This window comes from Hyphomonas sp. FCG-A18 (genome assembly GCF_045287255.1).
In the GTDB taxonomy this organism is placed as follows: Bacteria; Pseudomonadota; Alphaproteobacteria; order Caulobacterales; family Hyphomonadaceae; genus Henriciella.
In genome coordinates, this window is record NZ_CP137142.1 from 1,631,056 (window position 1) to 1,653,250 (window position 22,195).

23 protein-coding genes and 1 tRNA gene are annotated in these 22,195 nt (G+C 56.5%); 4 read left to right on the plus strand and 20 right to left on the minus strand.

Annotated features, from left to right (window positions below):
- The first annotated feature begins 39 nt into the window (after nucleotides 1-39).
- Entirely contained in the window at nucleotides 40-1,863 is a 1,824-nt protein-coding gene (gene typA, locus RYZ27_RS08035) for a translational GTPase TypA (protein WP_406678975.1), read from the plus strand.
- A gap of 38 nt (nucleotides 1,864-1,901) precedes the next feature.
- Nucleotides 1,902-2,495, plus strand: a complete 594-nt coding sequence (locus tag RYZ27_RS08040; RefSeq protein ID WP_406678976.1) for a DUF1287 domain-containing protein — start codon at nucleotides 1,902-1,904, stop codon at nucleotides 2,493-2,495.
- Here RYZ27_RS08040 and RYZ27_RS08045 read toward each other — a convergent pair.
- Nucleotides 2,485-2,895 carry an SRPBCC domain-containing protein gene (locus tag RYZ27_RS08045; protein WP_406678977.1) on the minus strand — a complete coding sequence of 137 codons (411 nt, stop codon included), beginning with the start codon at nucleotides 2,893-2,895 and terminating at the stop codon, nucleotides 2,485-2,487. The genes RYZ27_RS08040 and RYZ27_RS08045 overlap by 11 nt on opposite strands.
- A complete protein-coding gene (locus tag RYZ27_RS08050) occupies nucleotides 2,888-3,202 on the minus strand; it encodes an ArsR/SmtB family transcription factor (protein ID WP_406678978.1) in 315 nt (104 codons plus the stop codon). Before RYZ27_RS08050 ends, RYZ27_RS08045 begins: the two co-directional genes overlap by 8 nt.
- A 103-nt stretch (nucleotides 3,203-3,305) precedes the next feature.
- Here RYZ27_RS08050 and xth point away from each other — a divergent pair, with 103 nt between their 5' ends.
- Nucleotides 3,306-4,085, plus strand: coding sequence for an exodeoxyribonuclease III (gene xth / locus RYZ27_RS08055; RefSeq protein ID WP_406678979.1), 780 nt, complete (start codon nucleotides 3,306-3,308; stop codon nucleotides 4,083-4,085).
- Between the two features lie 3 nt (nucleotides 4,086-4,088).
- On the opposite strand, the gene RYZ27_RS08060 is transcribed toward xth, so the two are convergent.
- Nucleotides 4,089-4,472 carry a hypothetical protein gene (locus RYZ27_RS08060; protein ID WP_406678980.1) on the minus strand — a complete coding sequence of 128 codons (384 nt, stop codon included), beginning with the start codon at nucleotides 4,470-4,472 and terminating at the stop codon, nucleotides 4,089-4,091.
- Nucleotides 4,473-4,615: 143 nt separating this feature from the next.
- Between RYZ27_RS08060 and RYZ27_RS08065 the strand changes: the two genes are divergently transcribed.
- Complete coding sequence (locus RYZ27_RS08065; RefSeq protein ID WP_406678981.1) at nucleotides 4,616-5,941, plus strand: MATE family efflux transporter; 1,326 nt, start codon at nucleotides 4,616-4,618, stop codon at nucleotides 5,939-5,941.
- Here the strand turns inward: RYZ27_RS08065 and RYZ27_RS08070 are convergent.
- From RYZ27_RS08070 to RYZ27_RS08150, 17 genes are all read right to left on the minus strand, one after another.
- A complete protein-coding gene (locus tag RYZ27_RS08070; protein ID WP_406678982.1) occupies nucleotides 5,895-6,965 on the minus strand; it encodes a quinone-dependent dihydroorotate dehydrogenase in 1,071 nt (356 codons plus the stop codon). The two genes, RYZ27_RS08065 and RYZ27_RS08070, sit on opposite strands and share 47 nt — an antisense overlap.
- Nucleotides 6,962-7,321: a DUF952 domain-containing protein gene (locus RYZ27_RS08075; protein ID WP_406678983.1), complete on the minus strand. Its 360-nt coding sequence runs from the start codon at nucleotides 7,319-7,321 to the stop codon at nucleotides 6,962-6,964. The genes RYZ27_RS08070 and RYZ27_RS08075 overlap by 4 nt, the downstream gene beginning before the upstream one ends.
- Nucleotides 7,322-7,402: 81 nt before the next feature.
- Nucleotides 7,403-7,478 (minus strand) — tRNA-Val (locus RYZ27_RS08080).
- 55 nt (nucleotides 7,479-7,533) lie between these two features.
- Nucleotides 7,534-8,037, minus strand: a complete 504-nt coding sequence (locus RYZ27_RS08085) for a periplasmic heavy metal sensor (protein WP_406678984.1) — start codon at nucleotides 8,035-8,037, stop codon at nucleotides 7,534-7,536.
- Nucleotides 8,034-8,507, minus strand: a complete 474-nt coding sequence (locus tag RYZ27_RS08090; RefSeq protein ID WP_406678985.1) for a hypothetical protein — start codon at nucleotides 8,505-8,507, stop codon at nucleotides 8,034-8,036. Before RYZ27_RS08090 ends, RYZ27_RS08085 begins: the two co-directional genes overlap by 4 nt.
- Nucleotides 8,508-8,511: 4 nt before the next feature.
- Entirely contained in the window at nucleotides 8,512-9,057 is a 546-nt protein-coding gene (locus RYZ27_RS08095) for a sigma-70 family RNA polymerase sigma factor (protein WP_406678986.1), read from the minus strand.
- Nucleotides 9,058-9,140: 83 nt separating this feature from the next.
- Nucleotides 9,141-9,617: an EF-hand domain-containing protein gene (locus tag RYZ27_RS08100; RefSeq protein ID WP_406678987.1), complete on the minus strand. Its 477-nt coding sequence runs from the start codon at nucleotides 9,615-9,617 to the stop codon at nucleotides 9,141-9,143.
- A gap of 41 nt (nucleotides 9,618-9,658) precedes the next feature.
- Nucleotides 9,659-12,397: a bifunctional [glutamine synthetase] adenylyltransferase/[glutamine synthetase]-adenylyl-L-tyrosine phosphorylase gene (locus tag RYZ27_RS08105; RefSeq protein ID WP_406678988.1), complete on the minus strand. Its 2,739-nt coding sequence runs from the start codon at nucleotides 12,395-12,397 to the stop codon at nucleotides 9,659-9,661.
- Nucleotides 12,397-13,797 (minus strand): ATP-binding protein, encoded by a 1,401-nt coding sequence (locus tag RYZ27_RS08110; RefSeq protein ID WP_406678989.1) that lies wholly within the window; start codon nucleotides 13,795-13,797, stop codon nucleotides 12,397-12,399. Before RYZ27_RS08110 ends, RYZ27_RS08105 begins: the two co-directional genes overlap by 1 nt.
- Complete coding sequence (locus tag RYZ27_RS08115) at nucleotides 13,794-14,468, minus strand: response regulator transcription factor (RefSeq protein ID WP_406678990.1); 675 nt, start codon at nucleotides 14,466-14,468, stop codon at nucleotides 13,794-13,796. Before RYZ27_RS08115 ends, RYZ27_RS08110 begins: the two co-directional genes overlap by 4 nt.
- Before the next feature lie 13 nt (nucleotides 14,469-14,481).
- A complete protein-coding gene (locus RYZ27_RS08120; RefSeq protein WP_406678991.1) occupies nucleotides 14,482-15,990 on the minus strand; it encodes a Do family serine endopeptidase in 1,509 nt (502 codons plus the stop codon).
- Between the two features lie 87 nt (nucleotides 15,991-16,077).
- Nucleotides 16,078-17,307: a bifunctional alpha/beta hydrolase/OsmC family protein gene (locus RYZ27_RS08125; protein ID WP_406678992.1), complete on the minus strand. Its 1,230-nt coding sequence runs from the start codon at nucleotides 17,305-17,307 to the stop codon at nucleotides 16,078-16,080.
- Nucleotides 17,308-17,394: 87 nt separating this feature from the next.
- Nucleotides 17,395-17,799 carry a cytochrome c-type biogenesis protein gene (locus RYZ27_RS08130; protein ID WP_406678993.1) on the minus strand — a complete coding sequence of 135 codons (405 nt, stop codon included), beginning with the start codon at nucleotides 17,797-17,799 and terminating at the stop codon, nucleotides 17,395-17,397.
- Nucleotides 17,796-19,694, minus strand: coding sequence for a heme lyase CcmF/NrfE family subunit (locus tag RYZ27_RS08135; RefSeq protein ID WP_406678994.1), 1,899 nt, complete (start codon nucleotides 19,692-19,694; stop codon nucleotides 17,796-17,798). The genes RYZ27_RS08130 and RYZ27_RS08135 overlap by 4 nt, the downstream gene beginning before the upstream one ends.
- On the minus strand, nucleotides 19,691-20,101 hold the full coding sequence (locus RYZ27_RS08140) for a cytochrome c maturation protein CcmE (RefSeq protein WP_406678995.1): 411 nt from the start codon (nucleotides 20,099-20,101) through the stop codon (nucleotides 19,691-19,693). The genes RYZ27_RS08135 and RYZ27_RS08140 overlap by 4 nt, the downstream gene beginning before the upstream one ends.
- A gap of 80 nt (nucleotides 20,102-20,181) precedes the next feature.
- Nucleotides 20,182-20,775 carry a tetratricopeptide repeat protein gene (locus RYZ27_RS08145; RefSeq protein ID WP_406678996.1) on the minus strand — a complete coding sequence of 198 codons (594 nt, stop codon included), beginning with the start codon at nucleotides 20,773-20,775 and terminating at the stop codon, nucleotides 20,182-20,184.
- Nucleotides 20,772-22,187 (minus strand): sensor histidine kinase, encoded by a 1,416-nt coding sequence (locus tag RYZ27_RS08150; RefSeq protein WP_406678997.1) that lies wholly within the window; start codon nucleotides 22,185-22,187, stop codon nucleotides 20,772-20,774. The genes RYZ27_RS08145 and RYZ27_RS08150 overlap by 4 nt, the downstream gene beginning before the upstream one ends.
- Between the last annotated feature and the right edge of the window lie 8 nt (nucleotides 22,188-22,195).

Genomic DNA, 22,195 nt, shown 5'->3' on the forward strand with positions numbered 1-22,195 from the left:
GGCGCGCGCAAAGAGACATTGCTGTGAAAGCCTCCCGAAATGACTGAGCCGACTTCCCTTCGCAATATTGCGATCATCGCCCACGTGGACCATGGCAAGACGACCCTTGTTGATTGCTTGCTCAAACAGTCTGGTACGTTCCGTGAGAACGAGGCCACGCAAGAGCGTATGATGGACTCCAACGATCTTGAGAAAGAGCGCGGGATTACCATTCTGGCCAAGACCACCAGCGTCGTCTGGGGCGATACACGCATCAACATCGTAGACACACCCGGCCACGCCGACTTTGGCGGCGAGGTTGAGCGGATCCTGTCTATGGTCGATGGCGCGATCGTTCTGGTTGATGCTGCCGAAGGCCCAATGCCGCAAACCAAGTTTGTTGTCTCAAAGGCTCTCAAGATTGGCCTTCGTCCCATCGTTGCTGTGAACAAGATCGACAAGCCTGAACGTCGCCCGGATGAGGTGATTGACGAAGTGTTTGACCTCTTCGCCAATCTCGACGCGACCGATGATCAGCTCGATTTCCCGATCCTCTATGGCTCTGCCAAGAATGGCTGGATGAGCACGCAGTACGAGGAAGAGCGCACCAATATGGATGAACTCTTCGACCTCGTGGTCAAGCATGTCCCAGAGCCAAAGGTCGAAGACGAGCCATTCCGTATGCTCGCGACAACGATCAGTGCGGACAATTTCCTTGGCCGCATTCTCACGGGCCGGATCGCGTCTGGCACCGTAAAGCCAAATCAGAGCGTTAAGGTCTTGGCCCGTGATGGCTCGCTGATCGAGCAAGGCCGCGTGTCCAAGGTTCTCGCTTTCCGCGGTCTACAACGTGAACCAATCGAAGAAGGTCTCGCGGGTGACATTGTTTCCATCGCTGGGCTCGCCAAGGCCAACGTCGCTGATACATTCGTTGACCCCAGCGTCACAGAGCCGATTGAAGCTCAACCGATTGATCCGCCAACGCTGTCTATGACATTCCGCGTCAATGACAGCCCGCTGGCGGGAACAGAAGGCGACAAGGTCACTAGCCGTGTGATCTGGGACCGCCTTCAAAAAGAGGCCGAGGGCAATGTTGCTCTAAAAGTTGAGCGCTCAACCGAAGCCGAGGCTTTCGTCGTGTCGGGTCGTGGTGAACTGCAACTTGCCGTTCTGATCGAGACCATGCGCCGTGAAGGCTATGAACTTGGCGTATCGCGTCCACAGGTTCTGATGAAAGAAGGGGAAGGTGGCGAAAAGCTGGAACCCATCGAAGAAGTCGTGATCGATGTCGATGACGAGTATTCCGGCTCCGTTGTTCAGAAACTCGCCGAACGTAAAGGCGAAATGGTCGAGATGAAGCCGTCTGGTGTCGGTCGTACCCGTATGGTGTTCCACGCGCCAACACGCGGCCTGATCGGGTATCAGGGCGAGCTGATGACGGACTCGCGCGGTACAGCGATCATGAACCGCCTCTTCCTCGAATACGCGCCTTATAAGGGCAAGATTCAGGGCCGCCGCACCGGCACGCTGATCGCCATGGATAAAGGCGAAGCTGTTGCCTTTGCCCTGTGGAATTTGGAAGATCGCGGACCGATGATGATCCATCCGGGCGATAAGGTCTATCAGGGTATGATTATCGGTGAACATACGCGCGATAATGATCTGGAAGTGAATGTCCTGAAGGGCAAGAAGCTGACCAATGTGCGCGCGTCGGGTACTGACGAAGCTGTTCGCCTCACCCCGCCTCTGAAAATGACGCTGGAACGCTCGCTCGCCTATATCGCTGATGATGAGCTGGTTGAGGTGACGCCGGAAAGCATCCGCCTGCGTAAGGTCTACCTTGACCCGCATGAGCGCAAACGCGCCGCAAAGAAAGCGGACTAGCGTCTAAATCTGGTCATATCCCTTTGCTGCATTGGGATATGACTCTGACACGCCGCGATACGCTCTCTTGCTTACTGGCTTTGCCGCTGGCGACGGCGGAAGCGTCCACTGAGACCACGAAAACCAGCAAGCTGATTGAAGCCGCGCGAGAACGTATCGGCATCACACGCCTTTATGACCCGGCCTACGTTTCGATGGTTTATCCCGGCGGTGATGTGCCTCAGGATCGCGGCGTGTGCATTGATGTTATCATCCGCGCCTATCGCACGGCCTTTGACTTCGATTTCCAGCAGCATGTGCATGAGGATATGGCTGCAAACTTTGGAGCCTATCCGAAAATCTGGGGCCTGACCCGCACCGATCGCAATATTGACCACCGCCGGGTGCCGAACGTTGAAGTCTGGCTGGAGCGCCACAGTCATGAACTGCCAGCGCGGGATTGGATGCCGGGCGACCTGATGACCTGCCGCGTCGGTGGCACCCTGCCTCATATTGGCATCCTTTCAGACCGCCGGGGCAGAGACGGAAACTGGCGAGCCATCCACAATATTGGCCTCGGTACGCTGGAGGACAGCCGCATCTGGGCCTATGGCCACAAACGCCGCTTTCGCTTCCTGCCGTCTACCAGCTGACAACACTGCGCAGGCGCATGAAGTGCTCATCCCAGCCTGTATCGTGCCCGGTAAGCTGATCCAGGGTCGTGATCCCTGTATGGGTCATCGTGAGCTGCGTGCCACCATCCACGGGCTTCAGCGCCCAGGTCACTGTGGTGATCACGCCCTCCAGAAACGGGTGTGTAAAGGTATGAACCAGCTTTTTGAGTGGATCGACCTCAAGGACATCACCCCACATCAGTTTGCGGTCTTCCTTATCTTCATGGTGGCTAAGATACTGGAATGAAGTCTTCTCAGTCAGGTCACGGTCGGTTTCCTGAAACCACCGCGCGAGCAGATCTTTCTTCGTAATGTAGCGCCAGACTGTTTCTGGTTTAGCTTTCAGGTAAATCGTTTTGATCATGACTGCGTCACTCATCATCTGCCTCCACAGCTTGCTTTAGGTTTTCGAGTTTCTCATCCCAGAACTGGCTATAGAAACTCAGCCAATCGGATACGGTCTTCAGCGCTTCGGGCCGTAATCTGTGAACCCGCTCACGACCTCTGGCTTCCACTTCAATCAAGCCACCCTCTCGCAATACGCCGAGATGTTTAGCGACGGCGGGGCGAGACATCTCATAATCTGAGGCAATCTGGTTCAGAGAGCGCTCCCCGGTGGCCAGCATCGCCATGATGCTGCGCCGGGTTGGATCTGCGATGGCGCGAAAGACAAGTTGTTCTGTCAAAATATGAAACCTTTCAGTTTCATATTTATTAGAAACTAAAAGGTTTCATGTCAACCTACAATCGAAGGCTGGCACTTCACCCGAAGCGCGCTAAACAAGAGCCATGAAAATTGCGACCTGGAATGTGAACTCTATCAAAGCCCGGATGCCCACCGTTCTGGACGTCCTGAAGGCTATTGATTGCGATGTGGTCTGTCTGCAGGAAATCAAATGCGAGACGGACGCGTTTCCTTATTTGGAGATTGAGGAGCTTGGCTATACAGCCCATGTGCATGGTCAGAAGAGTTATAATGGCGTTGCCCTGCTCTCACGGTTTGATGTTGAAGACCTGACACGCGGCCTGCCCGGCAATGAAGATGATGATCAGGCGCGCTATATCGAGGCTCTGATCCTTGCTGATCGCCCGGTTCGGGTTGGCGGGCTCTATCTGCCAAATGGCAATCCGGCTCCTGGGCCAAAATATGAGTATAAGCTCGGCTGGATGGAGCATCTGAAGAATCACGCTTCAGACCTGCTCAAGCATGAGGAAGCCACTGTGCTGTGCGGGGACTATAACATTATCCCGCGCGCGGAAGATTGTTGGGACGAGACCGTCTGGTCGGATGATGCGCTGGCACTACCCGATAGCCGCGCTGCCTTCCGCCGCCTGAAAAATCTCGGCCTGACCGAAGCGTTTGAAGCCAGCGATAATCGCGCGCATCAATATACGTTCTGGGATTATCAGGGCGGCGCTTTCCCAAAAGACCACGGCATCCGGATTGATCACCATCTGCTCAGCCCGCAAGCTGCCGATCGTCTCAATGGGGTTGAGATTTATCGCAAGGCCCGTGAGATGACCAAGCCGTCAGACCATGTTCCGGTTGTTCTGGAGCTTGCCGACTAAAGCCTAGTCCTTCACGCAAAGCGCATTATAGGCGGCGACATCTTCATTGATCTGGTTGACCAGAGATTGAACCGCCATGTTTTGCTTGAGCAGGTCAGCTTTCAGGGTCTCATACTTTGCCTTGGCCTCATCAGCGGTCTTGGCATGTCCAGCACTTGCGAGACGATGGATTTCAACATCATCCCAGGCATCGCCAGCGGCTTCCGTCTTCTCATGCAGAAGTTCGCGAGCTTCGGCTTTCTTGGTTGCCTCAGCCTGCCGCGCCTTCAGGCTCTTGCCCATGGCGTTACACTGTTTGATCTCAGCCGAGGTCAGGGCCAATGCTGCAGGGGCAGACAGGCTGGCAATCGAGGCGAAAAGCGCGAGAGAGGTAAGTGTCTTGATCATATGGGATTTATTCCATGAAGAACCTGAATCACCTGTGAACATAGCCGCCCTGATGCTGCCCTGCGATAGCCTTTTTTCACTTCCGCAGCAGGCCGCCTGACAAAGCCCTGTCCAGAGCCTGCATTACCGCCTAAAGCAGCAACATGACTGCCCCTCAACTCACCCGCCAGAAGGTTATGCGGCTTGCTGTTCCTGTGATGCTTGCACAGGTCGCGATTGCAGCGACCGGGGTTGTCGATACCGCCATCATGGGCTTGTCGGGCGACAAGGCAGACCTTGCTGCCGTCGCCGTCGCAGCTGCGGCCTTCGGTTTCATCTATTGGGGCTTTGGCTTCCTGCGTATGTCGACCACCGGGCTAACCGCGCAAGCGGTGGGCCGAGAGGATTTTGGTGAAAGTCGCGCGGTGCTACAGCGAGGTTTAGTCGTCGGCATAGTTATCGGCACCGTGATTTTCGCCCTTGGCCCCATACTCAAACCATTGGTCTTTATGCCATTTGGAACGGAGCCAAAGGTTGAAGCCCTCGCCAAGGATTATTTCGCGGCCCGTATCTGGGGCGCCCCTGCTTTGCTCATGAGCTACGCCATTACAGGCTGGCTATTGGGTACAGGCCGGACCGGGGCTTTGCTGGCGATGCAGATCGTCATGAACGGGGTGAACGTTATCCTTGATGTCTGGTTTGTCATGGGCCTTGGCTGGGGCCCAGCCGGGATTGGCGCAGGCACCGCGATTGCCGAATGGGTCGCGCTCTTCTTTGGCCTCGCGCTGGTCGCAAAAAACCTGAAGCCCGAAGCGAGCCTGAGCGATCGCGCTGCCCTGCTCGCCATGTTTAACGCCAATCGCGATGTTCTGATCCGCACGCTGGCGCTGCTCTTCTGCTTTGCCTGGTTTGTTCGCTCTGGTGCGATGATGGGCACGGAATATCTGGCCGGTAATGAAGTGCTCCTTCAGTTCATCACCGTGGCCGCCTTCGTGCTCGATGGCTTTGCCTTTGTCGCGGAAAAGGAAGTTGGCGAGGCGTATGGCGCCAAAGACCGCGCGAGACTCTTGCGCGCCATGCGGATCACCAGTGAACTCGCCCTTGGGTTCGGGGCGATTGCGTCCTTGATTTACCTCACAGGCGGCAGCGCGATTATTGAAGCCGTGGTCAAAGATATCGAAGCTAGAGAAGCCGCCCTCGCCTTCCTGCCTTTCTGTGCTGTTGTCCCTTTGCTCGGCGTCGCAGCATGGCAGCTCGATGGCTTCTTCCTTGGCGCGACACGAGGCAAAGCGATGCGTAATGCAGGCGTCATTTCTGCTATTGCTTATGTTTCTTTGGATATCGCGCTGCGTCCGGCTTTCGGAAATAGCGGGGTCTGGACAGCTTTCCTGTTCATGTATGTGTTCCGCGCGGCAGCACTGGCAGTCTACGTGCCCGGCCTCCTCAATGCGACGTCACATCCGCCCCTACAGCCTGCGCGACCGAGTTAAAACCATCTCGTTTTAGCAGCTCAGCCAGCTCAGAATTGATCCGCGCAACCAATCCCGGGCCAGCATAGACCAGAGCGGAGTAAAGCTGGACCGCGCTCGCCCCGGCCCGGATCTTGACATAGGCGTCTGCGCCACTGGCAATACCACCAACCCCAATCAGATCAAACTGGCCATTCAAGGCTTTGGCAAAGGCTTTGAGAACCTCTGTTGACGGCACCATCAGCGGCGCCCCGGACAGCCCACCAGCCTCACCGCGATGGTGCGATTGCAGCGCTTCAGGGCGCGCAATGGTCGTGTTCGAGACGATCAAACCAGAGAGCCAGCTCCCCTCATTCATGACCGTCTCAGCAATCTCTCCAATGCCTTCGGCATCAAGGTCTGGTGCCACTTTCAGAAAGACAGGTTTATACCCACCCGCCTGTTGGTGCGCCTCACCTGTCCGGTTCAACAGAGCGCGCAATGCCTCCCGCCCCTGAAGGCCGCGCAGGCCCGGCGTGTTCGGGCTGGAGATATTGATCGTGATATAGTCGGCCAGATCGTGGACTTCACTGATCCCGGTTTCATAATCGCCAATGAAGTCATCACTGGTCTTGTTAGCACCGACATTCGCGCCCACCGGAATCGGGACATTCCCGGTTTTCTGCATGCGTCGCGTGAAAGCCAAAAGCCCTTCATTATTGAAGCCCATTCGGTTGATGACAGCACGGTCTTCACTCAAGCGAAACAGGCGGGGTTTCGGGTTACCAGCCTGCGGTTTCGGGGTCACCGTTCCGCACTCGACGAAGCCAAAGCCAAACCGGGCCATCGGCTCAAAAACTTCGGCATTCTTATCGAAACCAGCCGCCAGCCCGACCGGGTTTGGCAAGGTGAGCTTTGAGTGGGGTAGCGTAACCGACAGATCCCATTGTTTTGGGTCTGTATTCGGCAAGCCCAGACCAGATTTCAGTCCCTGAACCGTCGCCTTATGCGCCATCTCAGCGGGCAGCATTTTCACAAATGGCAAGGCCATATCCGCAAGGCTCATGATGCAACCTCCTCGGGCGTAATCGGGTTCCCAGCTTCATCATTGGCAAGCGCCCACTGGCGGACAGCTTTGGCGATAAACAAACTGCCATAAAGATGCGGGAACAATTGCCCACCACGGCTTTCTTCCCATCGAACATCCCCGCCTAAGCTGTCCAGATCATATTCCAGAAGCTGCACGCCGGTCTGCCCGGCATAGTGCAGGCGCAAAGTTTCTGCGACCTGCTCACCCGTAGAGAGATGGACATAACCATCCCCCTCATCCAGCGCAGTTTTGCTATACCCTAGCTCACTGGCCACCTGCCAGTCGCTCGCGCTCAAGATCTTATAGACCAGCGTATTTGATTGCAGTGTCATGAGCGTGGCTTTGATCAGGTTTCGATATTCAGCGCAAGCCAGCAGGCCGTCGCTTTAAAGGCCTCAGATAAAGGAAGTGGATGGTGGGCGATAACGGGCTCGAACCGCTGACCCTCTCGGTGTAAACGAGATGCTCTACCAACTGAGCTAATCGCCCATCCAAGGCGTGCGATATGCGACACGTGGCAACGTTTGGCAAGTGCCATTACCAGTTATTCCTGTGGAGGGCCTGGTGGACGCTCAGGACGCGGGCCACGTTTATGATGTCTTGCCCCTCTACGCCCCATATCTCGCATGATCATTTCGCGTTGCTCAGGGGTTAGGCGCCCCAGCTGCTGGGCAAGTTCGGCCTGTAATTTAGCGCGTGCCAGCGTTTCAGCCTCTTGTACTGCCTTGAGTGCTGTATCGACCGCTTCAACATCATAAGGGTCAGCCACGACTGCACGCCGCAAGTCCTGTCGCGCACGGCGAACAAGGCGTCGCTCAGCCCGCGAGGCTGCAAAAGCCTGGCGCATGGCTTGACGAATTTCAGCGCGTTCAGGCTCAGGCGCAGCCCGCTCTAAGCCGCGAACCAAGGCCCGCTCAGCACCCACTTGCGGCGAAGTTTGCCCTTGCTTGGACAATCCGCCGCCAACCAGCAAACCGATCAGCAAGCCATTCAGGACCAGAGAAATCATCAAAATGATTGGCAAGCGAGGCTTTGCGGAATCACTCATCTTGTCTGCTCTCCTGTACCCAACCAGCCTTCAAAACTGTCCTCAACAGCCAACGTATAGTTGCCATCATCTGCTTCAAGATAGGCATCAAAACCGATATCACTGGCATAACTATACCCGGCAACCAGACCAACACCCAAGCTCGCCAAGGCGGCGCCTGCGGGTAACCGTATATGACCAGGAAGCAAACGCTGTAACCAATTTAGCCGTGTGCCTCTTACAGAAGCCGTCGTCGGCGCTGCAACGAGTATACGCTCAGCCAAGTTCGATGATGGTTCCGGTAGAGCTTCCAAATCAAGTAAACGGTCGAGTGCGCGCGCTTCTACCAAAGCCACCTCAAACTGGTCCGGCTCTTCACGCAAAAGAGCCTCTGCCGCTTCACGCTCGTCTTCCGGCCAGCCGCCCGGCTCTGCCCCATAAGCCGAGATGAGCTCGATCACCCGTTCGATTGTGATAGCGGCCTTGGCCATTGCTCTAGTCCTTACTCTCTTGTTCCATCAAAGCGGCACGAAGTGTCCGTCGAGCCCGCCCCAGAAGGCTTTCAAGGGCATGAACTGTGATATCCATGACCTCTGCAGCTTGTTTGTTGCCTAACCCTTCTAGCGCCGAAAGGGTCAGGGCTTCTTTTTGTCGCTCCGGCAAGGCTGCGATATGTGCCTCAATACCCATAATCGCTTGGGCCGAAGCGAGCCGTTCATCCGGCCTCAGGGCCATATCGACACGCTCTGGTGGCGTATCCATAAGAATGGGCCGTTTCTTGCGAAGGCGGTCCCGACATAGGTTCAGAGCGACAGTACAGGCCCATGTCGAGAATTTTGCCTTGGGTTGCCAATCTGGCAGGATTTTCCATGCGCGCAGGAAGGTCTCCTGTGTGACATCCTCGGCTTCGGCCTGATCACCAAGCATCCGATAGGCAACGCGAAAAATCATATCCATATGCCGATTGACCAGCGCAGCTTGTGCACCCCGGTCACCCGCAGCCGCTTTGGTAATCTGATCAAGGTCGCTGATGCTGGCCACCAGTTCTGTTTAAAGGATTCATGGGCTGTGGCGAGAGGAGGGGGAGAAACAACCGCCACAGCCCGTTTACGCAAGGCGACTTACTATTTGTCGCCCCAGCGTTTCATGCGGCGCTCTTTTCTCTTGGCTTTGGCTGCTTCGCGCTCTTCAGCGGAAATCATTCCATCGCCATTCGTATCTACGCGCTCAAACCGGCGTGCCATGCGCTCATCATCTGCAGCAGCGTGCTCCTCAGCACTGACATAGCCATCACCATTCGCATCGAGACGGGCAAAGCGGCGCTCACGGCGCTGGGCTTCACGTTTGGCTTTCTCGGCTAGGGCATGCGCTTCAAATTCCTCAAAAGAAACAAGGCCATCACCACTTGTGTCGGCTGCGGCGAAGCGGTTTGCCTTGTGCGCTTCGAGTTCGGTTTTGCTGATGTTTCCATCGCCGTTGGTATCAACCTCTTCCAGAGCTGGCATCCGCATGCCGGGGCCACGAAGCTGGGCAGAGGCTGTAAAAGCAATTGCACCGATGAGGGAGGCTGCACAAACTGTTGTTATAATTGTTTTTTTCATTTGATCAGGTCCTTTCCATTCAAACCTGATCATAAAACGGCTTAGCGCGTGGATTCCGGCGCTGGAACGCCTACTTTTTTGCAGAAAAGTACAGAAACTGTCTCTAAGTGGCCCTCAAGCCTCTGTTTTAGAAGAGAAAAGTTTTCACACCCCGTTGCACGACATAAACGGTCTTTGAGGCCCTCTGAAAGGGTTTCAGCCTCCAGCTTGGCCCCAACAGCAACGCGCTGCACCTGCTGCAAAGCGCTCAAAAAACCATGAGCCTGACGGAGACATAGGGCATCTGCGGAGGTCATCGCGGGGGTATCAGAGAGGGTTTTAAGGGCGCTGGAAAGAGACAAAGGGAGACCAATCTCGACGCCACTGGTCAAAAGCGCATGCTGGATGATGAACTCAATATCGACCAGTCCCCCTGCCCGCATTTTCAGATCCCAGTCCCCTTCCGGTGGCTTTTCCCGGTAGAGACGATTGCGCATGTCGAGGATATCCGTGGTGCGGGCCTCTGCTTCACCTCCGAGAACAACGTGTCGGGCGGCATCAGCTTCGACCTGCTGGCCCAAAGCGGTATCGCCGGCAACGGCCCGCAAACGGGTCAGCGCCATATGTTCCCAAGTCCAGGCGCTTTCACCATGGTAGCGATTGAAGGAGGTCAGCGAGGTCGCAACAGGACCGGCCCGTCCGGATGGGCGCAGGCGCATATCGACCTCATATAAGGCCCCCTCCCCGGTCTCTGCCGACAGCGCCGTGATCAGGCGCTGAGTAAACCGGGTAAACCAAGTCTGGGCTTCATCAGGCTCTGATGCATCATAAATGACGAGCAAATCGAGGTCTGAGCCAGCGGTCATTTCCTGCCCGCCAAACTTGCCAAGCCCAGCGACGATCCATTTCCCCGGCGCTGGGCCATAGCGGCGGATCGTTTCGCGTTCCGCCGCACCCGCCATCAGCCGAACCGTCATATCGGCAAGATCACTATATTCAGAAGCTGCATCCCGCGCCGCCAGTTTGCCGTGGAGCAGGCGATGCCCAATGATGAAAGCCCGCTCACCGTGCCAACGCCTGACCAGCTCCATCGCAGTTTCAAAGTCGGTCTCATCGGTCAGGACAGGCGCCTCTTTGCGATCACTGACCGAGAGCAATGCCTCAAGCAGGCCGGGTCGACGCGACAACTCTCCGCCAATACGCGGTGCCAGGGCCAGCGTCGTGACGAGGTCCTCCATCAGATCAGGCTGCGCCACAAGCATGGAGAGCGTTTGAACCCCGGAGCGCAACCCCTCAAAGAACCGGGAGAAACGGCGAAACGCTTCGTCAGCACCGCCCGTCCGCCCCATTGCCGCCAGCAGGTCTGGCAATAACGCCGTCAGCAACTCACGTCCTCTGGTCGTACGCGTTGCGGGCGTGTGCCCTCGGTGCCAATTGCGGACCGTTTCGATAATGTGTGAGGCGTTGGAGAAACCAAGCCCCGTAATCGTCTCTACCGTACCAGGATCATCATCGACGCCCGTGAAAACGAGATTACCCTCTACGGCAGCTTGTCGCTTGCGCGCCTCATCCGCGAACAGCGCATTATAATGGCGATGCACGAGACGGCGGGTTTCCAAAATGGCCGCGTCAAACGCTGCCAGCTCACTATAGCCGCATAGCGCCGCAACCGCAGCGCGGCGATTATCAAAACTGGGCAGGCTGTGGGTTTGCTGATCATCCAGCATCTGAATGCGATGCTCAACATTGCGCAGAGTGTCATAGGCGACCGCGAGATCATCTGCGACGGCTTTTTCCACCACACCCAGCGCGACAAGCGCTTCCAGTCCTTGCAAAGTACCGCGCACCCGCAAACTGGGGTTTCGCCCTCCCAGAATAACTTGCTGGGTTTGGACAAAGAACTCGATCTCACGAATCCCGCCAGGGCCAAGTTTAAGGTCCGCTGATGGATCGGCCAGCTCCCGCTCCCCAGCCTTGGCATTGATCATCGACTTGATCGCCTGCACATCGGCCAACGCCCAGTAATCAAGATGGCGCCGCCAGACAAATGGCTCGAGTGTCTTCAGAAATGCGTTGCCCAAGGCCATGTCACCAGCCGAAGGGCGGCCTTTGATCCAGACCATACGCTCCCAGTTCTGGCCTACGCTTTCATAATAGAGCTCTGCTCGCCGTGTCGAAACGGCCAGAGGGGTCGAACTTGGGTCCGGGCGCAAACGTAAATCGGTCCGAAAAACATAGCCTTCAGGTGTGCGCTCAGAGAGGATACGCATGGCTTCGCGTACAGCGCGGCTTGCGGCCTCAGCTGCATCGCGATCACCGCCGTCAAAAGCCTCGCCGTCATAGAAGGCGGCCATGTCGATATCGCTGGAATAATTGAGCTCAAACGCCCCCATTTTGCCGAGGGCAAACAGGGTAAGGCCGTCAGGGCCACACCCTGACTTTTGCAGGGCATGTGACAACGCAGCCTCGCAGCAGCGGTCAGCAAAGCGACTGAGCCATTCAGTCACTTCGCCCTGACTCAGCTCCCCAGAGAGATCGCTTAGAGCCAAAGCCAGATGGAGGCGCGCTTTATCCTCCCGAAGCGTGCGCATCAAGGTTGGTGTATCCCCAGCGATCAGGTCCGGCTGCGGGGCCTGCAGACAGGTTTGCAGCAGGCCCGTTAGATACGGTTGTGTAATGTCTGATTCTGTAAGCGTTTCCCGGTCAAGCAAACGGGTGAGATAAGGCGCGTGGATTTTAATTGCCTCAACGGTCTGCGCCAGACTGCCTATCGGCTTCACCCATGCCCCCTGCCCGCTCATCATGCCGCCTTCAAGCGCAAGGTGGCTTTCAGACCTGGCGGCGTTTCATCCGGATAGGCTGCTTCCAGTTCGAGCGCGCCACCATGCAAGCCAGCGACCGCATCAACCAGTGCCAGTCCAAGGCCAGAGCCTGTTTGGGTGCGCGCCTCATCTAGCCGTACGAACCGATCCTTGACCCGCTCACGATCGGCTTCAGGAATACCCGGCCCACTATCGCTGACCATGATGGCAATACCTGTCTTATCGCCCGTAACATTGACGCTGATATCTCCGCCTGAGGGCGTATACTTGATGGCATTGTCGATCAGGTTGGAAACGGCTTGCGCCAGCAGCGCCCGGTCAGCTTTAGCGGTCAGGTCTGGCGCGATCTGTGCCTCAAAAGACAAGCCCGCATCTTCGCACGCTGGCTCAAACAGATCAGCGATCTCGGTTGTAAGCTCGCTGACATCCAGGGGTGTAAGATATTCCTCTCCCGTGGACCGCACGCGTGAGAGGTTCAGGATGGCGTTAAAAGTGGCCAGCACCTGATCAACCTGCTCAACCGTTTCGCCAAGGGTATCGCGCGCCGTCATCTCATCCATCGGCCCACGCAGGCTGTCCTCCAGCCGATTACGCAATCGAGAGAGCGGCGACCGTAAGTCATGCGCAATGGCATCCCCGGCATGGCGGGTTGCCGCCATCAGGTTCTCAATCTTGGCCAACATCGCGTTGACCATATCGGCGAGGCGATCAAACTCGTCATCTGTGCCAATAACTGGAACGCGTTGGGAAAGATCCCCCGCCATCACAGCGCTGGCGGTTCTGGACAGGGCTTCAGCACGGCGCGCGGCATAGCGCGAAGAGACAAAGCCCCCAAGCAACGCCAACAGAATGCCGACAGGGCCAGCAATAAAGATTGCCTGCGTGATCTTGTTTACCACCGCGAGACGGTCACTCATCTCAATCCCAACAAGCAGGACACTCCGATTAGAAAGGCGGACGATCCGGCCTTCAATCTGAATGATCGAGCTCTCGCCACTTGGGCGTCGGCCTTCAATCTCAAAAGTGACCGCGTCGACCGCGCCCGGCAGCGTTGGTGCCGGAACAGGCATGGCCGACATATCCCCAACAATCTTGACGCCATCCCCGGTTTCGAACTGGTAGGTGAAATTGCGAACACGAACGATAGAGCGTTCCCGCACGGCCATTTCAAGCCGCGCTTGCCCGCCTGTATTGTAAGCCACAGCCAGGGAACGAAGTTCAGCCTCAAGCTGTGACTTCGCCTCGGTCCGCAGGCCACCAACCGTCGATTGGTAAACATAAGCCATCAACGCGGCCGAAAAGACCGCGAAGACCAAGGCATAGATTAGCGCGAGCCGGAAGCTCGTTGTGCGCAGAAATGCAAAGGGACCAGGCTTCATGCCTGCAGGCAGTAACCCGCCCCACGCACAGTCTGCAACAACTGACTGTCGAATTCTTTATCAATCTTGGCGCGCAAGCGTGAGATATGAACATCAATCACATTGGTCTGAGGGTCAAAGTGATAGTTCCAAACGCCTTCGAGCAACATGGTCCGAGTTACGGTCTGTCCAGCATGACGCATCAGATATTCGAGCAGTTTGAACTCACGTGGCTGTAGATCGATCTTGGTCTCACCACGCATGACTTTGCGTGACAGGAGATCCATTTCCAGATCACCGACTTTCAGCTTGGTTACCGGTGGCTCACCTGTATTCTGGCGGCGCCCAAGGGCCTCAACCCTGGCAATCAGCTCTTCTGGAGCGAAGGGCTTGGCGAGATAGTCATCAGCACCGGCCTTCAACCCCTCAACGCGATTGTCCACGTCAGAGAGTGCTGAGAGGAACAAAGCTGGCGTGGTTCCGCCACCATTGCGATATTCTTCAACCAGTTGCAGGCCAGGCTTTTCCGGGAGCATCCGGTCTACGACCAGAGCATCGAACTCGCTCTCGCGGGCGCGAACCAAGCCGCCCTCGCCGTCTTCAGCGGTCTCAACATCGTGCCCGGCATCGCCGAGCACTTTCTTGATGAAGCCCGCTTGTTCGCGGTCATCTTCTATAACCAGGACACGCATTGGCCGCTCCGTTCTATTCAGTTTCAGCAATATCGACGGTCACAAACAGGGTCCGCTGACCACTGCGTACGGCCATCAGGACTTTATCGCGGCCACGGTTCAGCGTCGCTGAGATTTCATCCTCAAGCACCTCAACCGAAGTTAGCGGTTTACCGTTGACGTCCAGAATGACCATGCCGGGGCGAAGACCAATCTCTCGCAAGGGGCTGTCACGCTCAAGATCAACGATAATCATGCCAGGCTCGTCGGCATCCATATCCATATCGTCGCGAACATCGCCATCCAACTCACTCAGAACCAGCCCCAGTGGGGCTTCTTGTGAATCGCTTTCGCTATCCGGACGATCATTGTCGCCAGTTGAGAAACTCGTATCAAGATCATCCGGGCGCTCACCCACGGTGACAGAAACATTCACACGTCCACCATCCCGCAACACAACGAAATCATTCTTGGATCCCGCCAGCAGCGCGCCGACGACACGAGTTGTCGATGTGGCATCAGAGACTTTGGTGCCATTGACCTCAACGATGATATCCCCGCGCTGGATACCAGACGCCTTGGCAGGTCCTTTAGCCGCAAGGTCAGCAACAATCGCGCCTTCAGCGGACACCAAACCGCGGGCTTCGGCCATATCCTCGGTAACATCCTGAATGGTGACCCCAAGCCAGCCGCGCGAGACTTTGCCCTTCTCAATGAGCACATCAGTAATCATTTTGGCTTGGTCAGACGTGATCGCAAAGCCAATGCCAACAGACCCGCCAGTCGGGGAATAGATGGCTGTGTTGACCCCGACAACCTGACCATAAAGATCAAATGTCGGCCCACCGGAATTCCCCCGGTTAATCGCGGCATCAATCTGCAGATAATCGGTATAGGTGCTGGAGCGGCCACGATCACCCGGTTCACCCACCGCAGAGACAATCCCGGCGGTCGCCGTACCGCCAAGGCCAAACGGGTTACCAACAGCAACAACCCAGTCGCCGCGGCGCAGAGCGGATGAATTGCCAAAGCTCACGTGTGGGAAGGTGCCCGACTCATCAACCTTCAGAACCGCCAGATCGGTCGCCGCATCGGCACCGACCAATTCAGCCTCAAGCTCGCGGCCATCTTCCAGGACAACCTCAATCTGGGTTGCGCCCTCAATCACATGATTATTGGTGACGATGTAGCCATCACCGGAAATAAAGAACCCAGAGCCAAGTGAGCGTGCCTCACGGGTTGGGCCTTCGTCTTCGTCTTCCTGACCTTCAGGCGCTGGACCGTTACGGAAACGGTCGAAGAAGCGTTCAAGTTCAGACAGGTCGCTAACTTCCTGCTCAGAAACGACATTGACGGAAACAACCGCCGGGCTGACCTGTTCAATCAGGTCTGCAAAGCTGACAGGGGCACCAGCCGGGGCCTGAACCGTAATGGGGCGCGCATCTGCCTGCAGCAATTGCGGACCCATGACCAAGCTACCCATAGCGCCTGCTCCGATCAGTCCTGCCAATAGCGCACCGCGCGAAATTCCCAATAGTTTCATAGTGTTCTCTTTCTTCCGTCGAACCGTGAAAGTCCTATTTGAGTATATTATTACGCCTCAAATGTGATTGTTTGTCATTAAAGATCATTAAGCCGGATTCGGAGCAAGCCTTGTCTCAACCTGCGCATCACGCTCCAGTGTCCGGTGCACTGGGCATTTATCGGCAATTTCAACTAGCTTCTGACGCTGTTCAGCATCCAAATCGCCCTCAATTTCAATCTCGCGCGTGAACAGATCAATGCGGTCCGTAGGCTTGCAATCAATGCAGTCTTCAGAGTGAACTTTGTTATGGAAGAGATGAACGGTTACGCGATCCAGCGGCCATTTCTTGCGCGCGGCATACATACGCAGAGTCATGGATGTACATGCACCCAGCCCAGCCGTGACAAGGGCATAAGGGTCAGGCCCACTATCATTGCCGCCAACACTGACAGGCTCATCAGACAGGAAGCGCCGTGGGCCGATGATGACTTCATTCTGGTATGGGCCAGCCTGACGGGTTTCACGCACCGTGACCTCACCATGTCCTGTCGACAGCGGTGTCTTCGGAGGTTCGGGATGGGCCATATAGCTGCTTGCCCAACCCGCGATCACGCCCGCTGCGTAGTCGGCATCATCGCGCTTTGTGATCAAGTGATCCGCCTGATCCAGGCTGACAAAACTTTTCGGATGTTTGGCAGCAAGGAAGAGATTGGTCGCATTATCAATACTAACCGTCTCATCAATGGGGGAGTGCATCACCAATAGAGGGCGCTTCAAGTTCGCGGCCGCCTCACGCACGTTGGCGCCGCGCACGTCCTCAAGGAAAGACTTGCGGAGCACAAAAGGACGTCCCGCAAGATCGACCTGTTTTTCGCCCTTTGCCTCAATATCGGGAACATGATCGGAAAACTGATTGATGACGCGATCGGCATCCGATGGGGCCCCAAGAGTCACAACCGCTTTGACGTCAGGGAGTTGGTTTGCAGCGACAACGCTCGCGGCGCCGCCAAGCGAGTGACCGATCATCAAAGTCACCGGACGCCCTTCATCGCTCATCCAGGCGACCGCATCGATGAGGTCCTGAACATTGGTGGAGAACCCGGTTCCGGAGAAATCACCGTCGCTTTCTCCGAGGCCGGTAAAGTCAAAGCGTAAAATCCCGATACCACGGGAGGCCAGACTGCGTGTAATCCGGCTCGCAGCGAGGCCTGTCTTAGAGCAGGTAAAACAATGCGCAAACACCGCCCAGCCCCGCAAATTATCGGCTGGCGTTTCCAAAACCCCCGAGAGGCTTAAACCATTTCTGTTTGGAAAAGTAACTTTCTCGCTCGCCATATGCGGCTCCCTATCTCTATCGGCAAAGAGATAGGGATATTTTGCAGGCTGTGCCAATCACGCAGACGTGTGCAAGCGATATATGTCTTATGCTTCTTCAGGATCGATCGGATCGACAGCCGCCTGTCGGCCAGCCTGACTGCGCATGAAGAGCAATCCACCGCCAACCAGCAAGAGCGCAAACGGCAGCCCCCAAAGGAGCTTACCCGTTACGCCCTCTGAATCAGGGCGAAACAAAACAAATTCGCCATAGCGCGCGACGAACCAGTCGCGGATTTCTTCGTCTGTCTTGCCTTCGGCCACCAGCGTCCGGATGCGTGCACGCATATCACGGGCAATGTCTGATCCCGATTGGCTGACCGGCTCATTCTCACAGGCGACACAGCGAATTTCGCGCATCAAGTCTTGCGCGCGGGCCTCTTCCTTTGGGTCGTCCAAAGGCTGCGTGCCCTGCATCGCCAGCATCAAAGAGAAGAGCGCGGCTTTGATCATGTCTCTCTCTTAGCCGATTTGCGCCCCGGCATGAAGCACAGAAGCCCGCCAATAGACATCAGGATCACGCCCCAATAGATCAGATCGACCAGCGGCTTCTTGAACACTTCGAAGGTCCAGCGGGTGACCCCGTCTGCACGGCGGCTCTCGCCCAGTGCGACATAAAGATCTGACAGACCTGAACTGTAAATCGCGGTCTCTGTTGTGGGCATTCTTGCAGCCGGATAAATCCGCTTCTCCGGGCTCAGGCTGGCTGTTGTACCGCCGCGCGTCGCCGTCAGGAAAGCCCGGTCAGCGTACCAATTGGGGCCCTCGACCGCCTGAACATCATCCAGTGTGATCGTCCATCCCGCCATGCGAAGCGACTGCCCCTCTTCCAGGGCCAGGGTTTGATGCTGGCGCAGGCTGGTCTCACCAACCGCCCCAAGAATGAAGACGCCAAGTCCGGCATGCGTCAGGGTCATGCCCCAGACACGGCCGGGCAATTTCGGCAAACGCTGTAGGGTCTTGGCACGGCGCCAAATTTCCCAGGCCGCCCCGCCAATCAACCACACGCCCAGACCAAACCCGAAGCCTGCCAGGAGCGAAATCTCAAGTGGACCAACCCCTATGAGCCAGAAGACAGCCACAATACCGATGAAAGCAGCCGCCCATTTCCACAGATTGCGCAAATCAGCCTTGCCCCACGCCCATGCCTGCACCACCGGCAAAGTGATCAAGGCCAAGGCCATGATCGGTGTGAAGGTCAGGTTGAAATATGGTTCCCCCACCGACATGACTTCGCCGGCAGCCTCTGCAATCAACGGGAACATCGTCCCGAGCAGGACCGTCAACGTCGCCACCGCAAAAACGAGGTTGTTCCCCATCAATGCGCCCTCACGGCTGATCAACATGTGCTCAGCGCCGCCCTTCAAGCTTGGCGCACGGATCGCAAACAAGGTGAGGGCGAACCCGCCATAAGCCAACAGGCCAATCAATAGCAGAGTCCCGCGTTCCGGATCGACAGCAAAGGCATGCACGCTGGTCAACAGACCCGAGCGGACCAAGAAAGCTCCAAGGATGGAGAAACAGAAAGCCATCACCGCTAACAGGACTGTCCACGCCCGGAAGCTGTCACGCTTCTCGGTAACGACAACACTGTGCAGGAAAGCGGCACCAACCAGCCAAGGCATCAGGCTGGCATTCTCAACCGGGTCCCAGAACCACCAGCCGCCCCAGCCGAGTTCATAGTAAGCCCAATAGGAGCCAAGCGCGATGCCCGCTGTAAGTGGAACGAATGCCGCCATCGCCCAGAGCCGGGCGGTTTTGGCCCATTGCCGGTCTATTCGACCTTCCATCAAACCAGCGGCCGCAAGCGCAAATACAAAGGAGTATCCGACATAGCCGAGATACAGCATCGGCGGATGTGCCGCGAGTGCGGGGTCTTGCAGAAGCGGGTTCAGATCCGAGCCCTGCAAGGGCGGATTATCCAAGCGTATATAGGGCGACGACGCAAACAGCAGGTAAGCCATTGCGCCAAGCGTCAACAGACCTTGCAACCCAAGCGTTCGTGCCTCGAAGACATCGCGCCCGGTTCGCATGATCCAGGCCCCGGCGGCAGCAAAGCCGAACATCACCAGACACCAAAGCGCCATGGAGCCTTCATGGTTCCCCCATGTCCCCGCAAACTTATAGATTAAAGGCTTCTCCGTATGGGAGTTGATCGCAACCAGCTGAACCGAGAAATCGGAGATCAGAAAGGACCGGATCAGAATCAGAAACGAGATCGCCATGAGGACAAAACCAGCAATTGCCAGTTTGCCCGCCATTGCGCGCTGTCCACGTAGCCCCGCATAAGCCAGCCCTCCGCTGACTGTCATCGCCAGAAAGGCGAGAAAATGACCAAGTTCAATCATGTTGTCGGGCTGTATGCGCCTTCACCGCGCTCAAGATCGCGTAACTCGCGCGGCTCATAGGTTTCATCATGCTTGGCCAGAATTTGCTCGGCTCCGAAAGTTGTTTCACCTGCCCCAAAACGGCCTGTCGCCACAACGCCTTCGCCTTCCCGGAAAAGATCCGGGACTATGCCAACATAGCTGACATCGACCGAAGCCCCCGACCCATCAACGATGGTGAACAGGATTTCTGCCCCCTCGCCATAAGTCAAAGACCCCTCTTCAACGAACCCGCCAATGCGGATGCGCTGCTCAGCTTCAGGCATACCGCGCTCCACCAAAAGCTGCGGTGTATAGAACAGGTCCGCATGCTGGCGCAGGGCAAACGCTGCCAAAGTGGCCGCAGCGACGACAAGAACGCCCGCCAAGCCTACTCCATATAATCGTTTCGTACGTGCTCTCATAACAATGCCTATAATCGTCTTTTTATCACCGGGAACTGCGGCAATTACGGAGTCTCTTCCTGCGTGAGACGCTCTTCCTCAGCAGCGGAAATCATGGCCGCCAGCATACCACGTTTAGGATCATCTGCTGCAAGCTGCTCTTCAATCGCCTGCCAACGGGCGTTAGCCTCATCATCACGCCCCGCACGATAGGCTTCAAGGCCAGCCATAAAGCCGGACCGGACCTGTGTTGCATCCAGACGCCAGGCACGCTCATAAAGCTGGGTCGCCATTTCCCCAATCTCGCCCTGATTCTCCACTGTCAGAAGATCAGCAAGCGCAACCAGAGACGGCACATGGCGATCATCACGTCGCAAGGCAGACTGAAACGCACGAACCGCATCTTCCGGACGTCCTGTCGTTCGCAGCAATACGGCGATATGATAGTGTGGCTCAGGCTCTGTCGGTCGCTCTTGGGCCACAGCCTGAAGCCGGGCCAGTAACTCATCGGGGGACAAAGTAGATGGGTCTGCCGCTGCGATTTCTGCAGCCCGCTCTGCAAAGGGCTGCTCTGGCATACCCGGCCGCCCAAGCCAGAAGTAAAAGCCTGCGGCAATCGCAATCAGAACAGCGATCAGGATATGGTCCTTGAAAGTCATGCCACCTGCCTCAAGCTGATGGTCGCGCGCAACCCTCCAATCGGGCTGTCTGACAAGGTCAAACGACCGCTATTCATATCCGCAATGTCGGCAACAATCGATAAACCGAGCCCCGTTCCCGGGGCGGTCTCATCAAGGCGCACCCCTCGCTTGATCGCTTTTTCACGTTGCTCAAGGGGCAACCCCGGACCATCATCATCAATATAGATTTCCATGAGGCCGTTCTCTCCTGAGCGCGCGGAAACGTCGATGCGTGATTTTGCCCATTTGCAGGCATTTTCCATCAAGTTTCCCAGCATCTCTTCTAAATCCTGCTGTTCAATGCGGAGATGTACGGAGGGAATATTCTGGGCGCTAATCGTTTTTCCCTCATGACCGAATAGTTTTGAGAATGTCCGAACAAGGCGCTCAACCGATGGCTCAAGTGGGGTACGAGCATTCAGGGTTTCAGCCCGCGCGGCGGCCTGTGCCCGCTTGAGATAATGCTCAACATTGGTTTGCATATGCAGGGTTTGTCGGCGGACGACATCATCAAGCTGCTCCTTTCCAGTCGCTTCGTTGCGCAGGACCGCCAAAGGCGTCTTGAGGGCATGCGCGAGATTGCCAACATGGGTGCGGGCGCGATCCACAACTGAGCGATTATGCTCCAGCAACTTGTTCAACTCTTCTGTAAGGGGCTGCACTTCAGACGGATAATCGCCGGTCAAGGACGCCAAACGGCCAGCCCTGACATCCGTAATATCGGCCTGCACGCGATCCAGCGGGCGAAGCGCAAGCCGCAACGCCAGCGCCATCGCGACCAACGTTCCCCCAGCAAGGGTAAGCATGGCGACAACGAGAATTGTTCCGAGTCTATTCGCCCCTTCATTTGAGGCAGATATATCGGCAGACGCCATAAAAAGGATGGGTGTTGCCCGGTCCGGAAAGATAAGCGCTTGTAATGCCACACGGACAGGCTCCTCAGCGGGGCCTTGTTCAGTTCCCCGAACAATTAACCCGGGCTGTGCCAATGCAGCCCGCGCTAAGGGTTCAGAAATCGGTATGTTCCCATCCCAGACACTGCGTGAGCGAATGTCAGCCCCAGGATTGCCATTCTCATCGGTCGCAATGATCGCCCAATACCGCCCCGAAAGCGGGGTTTCAAACCGCGGATCGGGCGGGCGTTTATCTTCGATATCCTGCACACGCCCGGTACCATCATCAAGAGGATCAACCGCGCGGGACAGCGTGATCAGTGTTGTATCAAGCTCATCATCAAGAAGGTTGATCGCTTCAGCACGATAGACTGCTGTGATTGTGACCACACCGCCGGCAACAACGATCAAACTCCACAAAAGCGCACCAATCAGCAGGCGCCGCGCAAGAGACAGCCTGCCAAAACGTTCACGTAAAGTTGGAGACGATTCGCTCATGGCCTTGG

Excerpts from the sequence above, each read along its gene's own strand:
- typA (WP_406678975.1), top strand. The coding sequence starts at position 40 with ATGACTGAGCCGACTTCCCTTCGCAATATTGCGATCATCGCCCACGTG.
- RYZ27_RS08040 (WP_406678976.1), top strand. The coding sequence starts at position 1,902 with ATGACTCTGACACGCCGCGATACGCTCTCTTGCTTACTGGCTTTGCCG.
- RYZ27_RS08045 (WP_406678977.1), bottom strand. The coding sequence starts at position 2,895 with ATGAGTGACGCAGTCATGATCAAAACGATTTACCTGAAAGCTAAACCA.
- xth (WP_406678979.1), top strand. The coding sequence starts at position 3,306 with ATGAAAATTGCGACCTGGAATGTGAACTCTATCAAAGCCCGGATGCCC.
- RYZ27_RS08060 (WP_406678980.1), bottom strand. The coding sequence starts at position 4,472 with ATGATCAAGACACTTACCTCTCTCGCGCTTTTCGCCTCGATTGCCAGC.
- RYZ27_RS08065 (WP_406678981.1), top strand. The coding sequence starts at position 4,616 with ATGACTGCCCCTCAACTCACCCGCCAGAAGGTTATGCGGCTTGCTGTT.
- RYZ27_RS08070 (WP_406678982.1), bottom strand. The coding sequence starts at position 6,965 with ATGAGCCTTGCGGATATGGCCTTGCCATTTGTGAAAATGCTGCCCGCT.
- RYZ27_RS08075 (WP_406678983.1), bottom strand. The coding sequence starts at position 7,321 with ATGACACTGCAATCAAATACGCTGGTCTATAAGATCTTGAGCGCGAGC.
- RYZ27_RS08085 (WP_406678984.1), bottom strand. The coding sequence starts at position 8,037 with ATGAGTGATTCCGCAAAGCCTCGCTTGCCAATCATTTTGATGATTTCT.
- RYZ27_RS08090 (WP_406678985.1), bottom strand. The coding sequence starts at position 8,507 with ATGGCCAAGGCCGCTATCACAATCGAACGGGTGATCGAGCTCATCTCG.
- RYZ27_RS08100 (WP_406678987.1), bottom strand. The coding sequence starts at position 9,617 with ATGAAAAAAACAATTATAACAACAGTTTGTGCAGCCTCCCTCATCGGT.
- RYZ27_RS08105 (WP_406678988.1), bottom strand. The coding sequence starts at position 12,397 with ATGAGCGGGCAGGGGGCATGGGTGAAGCCGATAGGCAGTCTGGCGCAG.
- RYZ27_RS08110 (WP_406678989.1), bottom strand. The coding sequence starts at position 13,797 with ATGAAGCCTGGTCCCTTTGCATTTCTGCGCACAACGAGCTTCCGGCTC.
- RYZ27_RS08115 (WP_406678990.1), bottom strand. The coding sequence starts at position 14,468 with ATGCGTGTCCTGGTTATAGAAGATGACCGCGAACAAGCGGGCTTCATC.
- RYZ27_RS08120 (WP_406678991.1), bottom strand. The coding sequence starts at position 15,990 with ATGAAACTATTGGGAATTTCGCGCGGTGCGCTATTGGCAGGACTGATC.
- RYZ27_RS08125 (WP_406678992.1), bottom strand. The coding sequence starts at position 17,307 with ATGGCGAGCGAGAAAGTTACTTTTCCAAACAGAAATGGTTTAAGCCTC.
- RYZ27_RS08130 (WP_406678993.1), bottom strand. The coding sequence starts at position 17,799 with ATGATCAAAGCCGCGCTCTTCTCTTTGATGCTGGCGATGCAGGGCACG.
- RYZ27_RS08135 (WP_406678994.1), bottom strand. The coding sequence starts at position 19,694 with ATGATTGAACTTGGTCATTTTCTCGCCTTTCTGGCGATGACAGTCAGC.
- RYZ27_RS08145 (WP_406678996.1), bottom strand. The coding sequence starts at position 20,775 with ATGACTTTCAAGGACCATATCCTGATCGCTGTTCTGATTGCGATTGCC.
- RYZ27_RS08150 (WP_406678997.1), bottom strand. The coding sequence starts at position 22,187 with ATGAGCGAATCGTCTCCAACTTTACGTGAACGTTTTGGCAGGCTGTCT.